Source organism: Oscillibacter sp. CU971, assembly GCF_905219725.1.
Classification (GTDB): Bacteria; Bacillota; Clostridia; order Oscillospirales; family Oscillospiraceae; genus Oscillibacter.
In genome coordinates, this window is record NZ_CAJMXG010000162.1 from 1 (window position 1) to 6840 (window position 6840).

General features: G+C 64.1%; 5 protein-coding genes and 1 pseudogene. 1 reads left to right on the plus strand and 5 read right to left on the minus strand.

Annotated features, from left to right (window positions below; translation table 11 throughout):
- Positions 1-792: 792 nt before the first annotated feature.
- On the plus strand, positions 793-1632 hold the full coding sequence (locus tag JX325_RS11065) for a MerR family transcriptional regulator (RefSeq protein ID WP_204791185.1): 840 nt from the start codon (positions 793-795) through the stop codon (positions 1630-1632).
- Positions 1633-1666: 34 nt separating this feature from the next.
- On the opposite strand, the pseudogene JX325_RS11070 reads toward JX325_RS11065, so the two are convergent.
- The 5 genes and pseudogenes from JX325_RS11070 to JX325_RS11090 all read right to left on the minus strand — a co-directional run bounded on the left by JX325_RS11070 (position 1667) and on the right by JX325_RS11090 (position 6390).
- Positions 1667-3025: pseudogene (locus tag JX325_RS11070) on the minus strand (PFL family protein).
- A gap of 12 nt (positions 3026-3037) precedes the next feature.
- Positions 3038-3307, minus strand: a complete 270-nt coding sequence (locus JX325_RS11075; protein ID WP_204791186.1) for an ACT domain-containing protein — start codon at positions 3305-3307, stop codon at positions 3038-3040.
- Between the two features lie 69 nt (positions 3308-3376).
- Entirely contained in the window at positions 3377-4588 is a 1212-nt protein-coding gene (locus tag JX325_RS11080; RefSeq protein ID WP_204791187.1) for an aspartate kinase, read from the minus strand.
- Between the two features lie 91 nt (positions 4589-4679).
- Positions 4680-5876 carry a homoserine dehydrogenase gene (locus tag JX325_RS11085; RefSeq protein ID WP_204791188.1) on the minus strand — a complete coding sequence of 399 codons (1197 nt, stop codon included), beginning with the start codon at positions 5874-5876 and terminating at the stop codon, positions 4680-4682.
- Positions 5877-5892: 16 nt separating this feature from the next.
- Positions 5893-6390 (minus strand): ACT domain-containing protein, encoded by a 498-nt coding sequence (locus JX325_RS11090; RefSeq protein WP_307819270.1) that lies wholly within the window; start codon positions 6388-6390, stop codon positions 5893-5895.
- Positions 6391-6840 lie beyond the last annotated feature (450 nt).

Sequence of the window (6840 nt, forward strand, 5' to 3'; positions counted from 1 at the left end):
AGGAGACGGCATACGAAAAAGGAATCCGTCTCGTGGGCTCGGAGATGGGTGTAAGAGACAGGGGCAGGTTCGTGACGCCCGCGTAATTCCGCAGATTGGTTTCATGCCACGGGTAGTCCGGGCTGTTGGTCAGCACCCCGGCGGTCCGCCGGTAGACGGACAGGCCGCCTTGATCGGGCTCCAGGATGAGGGTTTCGCCGGTCCTGCCGCTTAGGATATAGTGGGCGGGCAGGGGCTTTCCCTGGATGAGCTCGTCCACCAGGGTGAGGCCGTCCAGGGCTTCCACCGCCTCTTCCAAAGAGCCGCACCGGCTGAGGAGCCAGGCCAGGAGGCGGCCGGGATGGACCGCCGTCTTCCCCGGCTCGGCGGCTTCCTCATAGGCCGCGTACTCCGGGTAGTGGAGCAGGGCCCCCATAAGCCCGGCGGCGTTCACGCCGTCCACCAAAATAGGCTCCCCAAAGCCCAGCACCGCCATGCCGGTATACCCGTAGCGTCCCCGGGGGTCCTCCCGCCCCGCCCGGAGCCCGGGGGCGCAGGGAATCCCGGCGGGGACGGCGAGAACGCGGTTCGCCTTCAGGTCCCCGAACTGGTCATAGGTCCGGCCCAGAAGGTGGCGCCCGTCCGCCGTCTCCCAGGAAAAGCTGCTGCATCCAAAATTCATCATGATACCTCCATGTTCCTTTCGCCTTAGTCTGCCGTTCAGGCTTGTAAAAATTCCTTGTGTGAGGTATCATAAACCGTGTGGCCGCCACACAGTCAAGAGGGGATTTGCCATTTGGGGAGGAATATTTTATGGAGCGGAAAACGGGCCGTCTGACCTCCGGGGACTTCGCCGCCCTGTGCGGCGCAACCAAGGAGACCCTGCGGCACTACAAGGACCTGNGTCTGCTGCTCCCGGCCNACCGGGGGGAAAACGGGTATTTCTACTATGACGCGGAACAGTTCTATGACTACTACGCCATCGCCATCTTCCGCCAGACGGGCACGCCCCTGGAGGAGATCCGCCGCTGCCTCCGGGGGCAGGACGCCGCCGGAACCCTGGAGCGCCTCCGGGAGCAGCGGGGGCGGCTGGAGGCGGAGCGGCGGAAGCTGGAGCAGATGGAGTTCGTCCTCTCCGGCATGATCGGGGGCCTGGAGTTGGGGGCGGAGCCGGATCTGGTCCCCCGGACGGCCCGGTTCGAGGCGGAGCATCTGCTGGCCCTCCCGGCGGAGGAGCTGGAGGGCCTGATGGACCCCGGCGCGGAAGAGGATGCCATGCTGATGACCGTGCTGGAGCGCTGCCGGACCCTCTGCCGGGAGTACGGCCTGCGGACGGACTACCGGCTGGGGGCCATCCACCGCCCCGGGGAACCGGCGGGGCCGGGCACCGTCAGCCATCTCACCATGCGCCTGGCGGAGCGAACGGACTGCCCCTATTATTGGGAAAAGCCCGCCGGGACCTACCTCCTTCTCTGCTGCCGGGGCCGCTGGGACCTCACCCAGGGCTACGCCGCCCTGGCGCGGCACATAGCGGAGAAGAAGCTGAAGACGTGGGGGCGCGTCTACGCCTGCGACCTGGCGGGCTTTATCCTGAACGGGGTGGAATCCAACGCGGCCACCGTGCTGTCCGTCCGGCTGGCGGAAAAACCATAAAGGGCCGCGCCGTTATAGCGGCGCGGCCCTTTTTTCAATTCCGCAGGCTGTGCAGCGGGGCGGGAATCCGTCCGCCCCGTGCGATAAAGGCGGCGGAGGACTCCCGGTGGACCGGCATCACCGGGGCGCTGCCCAGCAGGCCCCCCATCTCAATGGTGCCCCCCACGTCCTTCCCCGGCGCGGGGAGGATGCGCACGGCGGTGGTTTTGTTGTTCACCATGCCGATGGCCGCTTCGTCGGCGATGATCGCCGCGATGGTCTCCGCCGGGGTGTCCCCGGGGATGGCAATCATATCCAGCCCCACGGAGCAGACGCAGGTCATGGCCTCCAGCTTGTCGATGCAGAGGGTCCCGGAGCGGGCGGCGGCAATCATGCCCTCGTCCTCGCTGACGGGGATGAAGGCCCCGGAGAGGCCCCCCACGCTGGAGGAGGCCATGACGCCGCCCTTTTTCACCGCGTCGTTCAGCATGGCCAGGGCCGCCGTGGTGCCGTGGGTGCCGCAGACCTCCAGGCCCAGNTCCTCCAGAATCCGGGCCACGCTGTCCCCGACGGCGGGGGTGGGGGCCAGGCTCAAATNCACAATGCCGAACGGCGTGTCCAGCCGCCGGNTGGCCTCCTGGGCNACCAGCTGGCCCATGCGGGTCACCCGGAAGGCGGTCTTCTTAATGGTCTCCGCCACAACGTCCAGGGGCTTATCCCTAACGGCCTGGAGGGCGTGGCAGACAACGCCGGGCCCGGAGACGCCCACGTTGATGACCTTCTCCGCCTNTCCGNCGCCGTGGAAGGCCCCGGCCATGAAGGGGTTGTCCTCCACGGCGTTGCAGAACACCACCAGCTTGGCGCAGCCCAGGCCGTCCCGGTCCGCCGTGCGGTCCGCGGTCTCCTTGACAATTCGGCCCATGAGAGCCACGGCGTCCATGTTGACGCCCGCCCGGGTGGAGCCCACGTTGACGGAGGAGCAGACCAGCTCCGTCCGGGCCAGGGCCTCGGGAANGGAGCGGATGAGGCGCTCGTCCGCCTGGGTCATCCCCTTCTGGACCAGGGCGNAGTAGCCCCCGATNAAGTNCANGCCGCAGCTCTGGGCCGCCTTATCCAGAGCCAGGGCGAAGGGCACATAGTCCTCCGTCTCGCTGGCCCCGGCCACCAGGGCCATGGGGGTGACGGAGATGCGCTTGTTCACAATGGGGATGCCGAACTCGTCCTCAATGTCCTGGCCGGTTTTGACCAGGTTCTCGGCGCAGCGGCAGATCTTCTCATAGACCTTCTCACAGGCCCGCTTGGGGTCCGGGTCGCAGCAGGAGAGCAGGGAGATGCCCATGGTGATGGTGCGGATGTCCAGGTGCTGCTGGTCGATCATCTCNATGGNGGAGANNNGNTCNTTCTGATTCAGCATGGGGTTCCCTCCTTAAATGCTGTGCATGGCGTTGAAAATCTCCTCCCGCTGAATGCGGATGGAGAGGCCCAGCTCCGCCCCCAGGTCGTTCAGGCCCTTCCCCAGCTCNCCNAAGCNGGCGGTGGACTGGCTGACGTCCACGGCCATGACCATGGTAAAGGCCCCCTGGAGAATGGTCTGGGAGATGTCCAGAATGTTGACGTTATAGTTTGCCAGGCGGTTGCAGACGGCGGCGATGATGCCCACCCTGTCCTGCCCCAGGACGGTGACAATGGNGTTCATGGTTGCTCCTCCTTTATTTTAAAAACAGCCTCCGGCGAGGGGAATCGAATTCCCCCCGCCGGACGCGAATTACAGCTCGTCGAAGAACTTGTCGTGGATGGCCCGGACCGCCCGGTTCACGTCCGTCTCNTNCAGNAGGANGGAGACCCGGATCTCCGAGGTGTTGATCATCTGGATGTTGATGCCCGCCTCATAGAGGGCCTCGAACATTTTGGCGGCCACGCCGCAGTTGCTCATCAGTCCCACGCCCACGATGGAGACTTTTCCGATCCGGTCGTCGGCCTCAATGTGGTCAAAGCGCAGGGCTTCCTTGTGCTCGTTCAGGATGCCCTCCACCTCCTGCTGGTCTTTCCGGTGGATGGTGAAGGTGATATCCTTGGTATCCTCCCGGCCGATGGATTGGAGAATCACGTCCACATTGATGTTGTGTTTGCTCAGCAGGTCGAAGACCTGGAAGGCGACGCCGGGGTTGTGCNGGAGNCCCACCAGGGCCACCCGGGCGATGCTGGTGTCTTTGGCGACGCCGGCAATGTTGGTCTTTTCCACTTTTGTAACCTCCTTGACTTTCGTGCCGGGCTTCCGCTCCAGGCTGGAAAGCACTTCCAAATTCACTCNGAACTTTTTCGCCAGCTCCACGCTGCGGTTATGGAGCACCTGGGCCCCCTGAGACGCCAGCTCCAGCATCTCGTCGTAAGTAATCTCTTCCAGCTTCCGGGCCGTGGGGACCAGGCGGGGGTCCGCCGTATAGACGCCGTCCACATCGGTGTAAATCTGGCACAGGTCCGCCCGGAAAGCCGCCGCCAGGGCCACGGCGCTGGTGTCGGAGCCCCCCCGGCCCAGGGTGGTCACGTCCCCGTTCCGGTCCACGCCCTGGAAGCCCGTGACGATGACGATGCGGTGNTGGTCCAGCTCCGCCTGGATGCGCTCGGCGTCGATGCGCTTGATGCGGGCGTCGGCGTGGACGGTGGTGGACTGGATGCCCACCTGCCAGGCCGCCAGGGACACGCAGGGCAGGCCCATGGCCTCCAGCGCCATGGCGCAAAGAGCCACGGAAATCTGCTCCCCCGTGGAAAGGAGCATATCCAGCTCTCGTTTGGAGGCGTTGGGGTTGACCTCCTTCGCCTTTTCAATCAGGTCGTCGGTGGTATCCCCCTGGGCGGACAGGACCACGATGACATCGTTGCCCTTTACATAGGCCTCCGCGATGATTCGGGCGACATTTTGGATACGCTGGGCGTCCCTCACGGAGCTGCCGCCGAATTTCTGTACGATCAAACTCATGAATCTATCTTCCTTTTCCGCTTGAAATCAGGTTGGACGGGGGAAGGGCCTTCTTCCCCGCTCTATCCTATGCGGCGGGCCGCGCGCCGGNTCAGCCGTCCAATACCCGCATACAGGCCAGCACGTTCAGGGATCGGGACTGCTGGGCCGCCTCGTCCCCGCTGAGGGGGTCGGTCAAAAAGGCGGTCTCGCCGTCCTCGCTGAGGACCTCCACCTGCCCGAAGGCCAGGGCCGCGTCGGTGAGGCTGCCCTCGATGCGGAAATAGTGCCGCATCTTCAAAACCGACGGGTCCTGGAAGCCCGCCGCGTCCGCCGACCAGCCGATCTCCTCCCGCTTGGGACTGGCCTGGAGGCACTCCATCACGTCCGCCACACAGGCGGAGGCGGTGGGCAGCTCCCCGGCTCCCCGGCCNTAGAACATCACCTCGCCGGTGGCGTTGCCCCGGACCATCACGGCGTTGAACACGTCCTCCACATTGGCCATGGGGTTGTCCTCGGGAATGAAATGCGGGNCCACATAGGCCGTCCGCCCGCCGCCGGGGAGGCGCGCCGCCCGGCCCAGCAGCTTAATGCGGTAGCCCGCCCGCTGGGCGATTTTNACATCCCGGAGNCTCAGCTTGCTGATGCCCTCCATGGGCACCCGCTCCGGGTCGATCTGGCTGCCGAAGGCCAAATCTCCCAGGATGCAGATTTTCCGCCCCGCGTCGATGCCCTCCACGTCGGCGGTGGGGTCCGCCTCGGCGTAGCCCTTGGCCTGGGCCTCCCGGAGGGCGTCGGAGAAGAAGGCCCCGGTGCGGACCATCCGGGTGAGGATATAGTTGGTGGTCCCGTTTAAGCTGCCGTAGACCTCGTCGATGCGGTTGGCCGCCATGCACTGGGTCAGGGGGTGGAGCACCGGAATGCCGCCGCCCACGCTGGCCTCGAAGAGGTAGCTGACGTTTTTCCGCCGGGCCAGGGCCAGCAGCTCACAGCCCTTCTCCGCCACCAGCTGCTTGTTGGCGGTAACCACATGCTTCCCGGCGGACAGGGCCCGCTTTGTGTATTCGTAAGCCGCCTCCACCCCGCCGATGGTCTCCACCACCACCCGGATGGCGTCGTCCTCCTCGATTTTCTTAAAGTCGTCGGTCATCAGCTGGCGGTAGGGCCCGTCCTTAAAGCGCCGGACCAGAACGCTTTTCACCTGTAAGGGTTCCCCCAGCTTCCGCTCGATCTGCCGGGCGTTCTCCGCCACCACCTTGGCAACGCCGGTGCCCACGGTGCCAAGGCCCAGAATCGCAATCTGTATCATCTCGAAAACCTCTCTGTCAACCCGCTAATATCTCGAATTTCAGCACGCCCTCCAAGGCGGTCACGTCCCCCATCAGCTGCTCCAGGGACTCCGAAAGACCGCTGGTCTCGGCGGAGATAGTCACCGCCGCGCAGCCGTTGGTGGGAATGCTCTGGTTGATGGTCAGGATATTGGCCCCGGAGGCGGCGAACCGCGCCAGCACGCCGGAAAGCACCCCCGCCACGTCCTTGAGCATGGCGTAGAAGGTGATGATGTGCTCCGCCTTCATGTCGTTGAAGGGCTGGACGGAGTCCTTGTATTTATAGAAGGCGCTGCGGCTGATGCCCGCCTGCTTTGTGGCCGCGCCCACGGTGTCCGCCTCGCCGGTCTGCATCAACCGCTTGGCCTCCGCCACCTTGACGAAAATCTCCGGCANCGCCTCCGCCGCCACAATGTAGTATTTGATCGTCTTTGCCATCGCATCCTCCATCACGGGCCGCCCCCCGGCGGCGTTCAGTCCGTCCATTGCGGTCATTTGTCTTCCCTGCATGGTATCACATTTTCCGCCGCTTCGCAACTGTCGGAATCGGGAAAACTGATCAAAAAATCCCCCCTTTCCGTGGGCAAAATGCCGGGAAGCGCCGGATCGGCGGCCTGTCTCATAATGAATATTCATCCAGATATTCACACTTGTCCGAACATTAGGCCTGAAAAATGCACAAAGGGCAGGGTCTGATCCGGAATTTTTCGGCGATTCTGGAGAAATGCGCCAAATAAATATGCAAGGGTTCTGAAAAAGTATTGACAGACGGGCGAGTCCGTGTTAAGGTAGCCACAGCCTGCGGGGAAACTCCCCCGGAGCTTTGAAACCCAGCGCCCGGTCCGCCGGGCAAAGACTTTTGGATGAAAAGGATGATTGTATCATGAAGAAGTTTATGACTCTGCTTTTGGCCCTGGCCATGGTCCTGAGCCTGGCCGCCTGCGG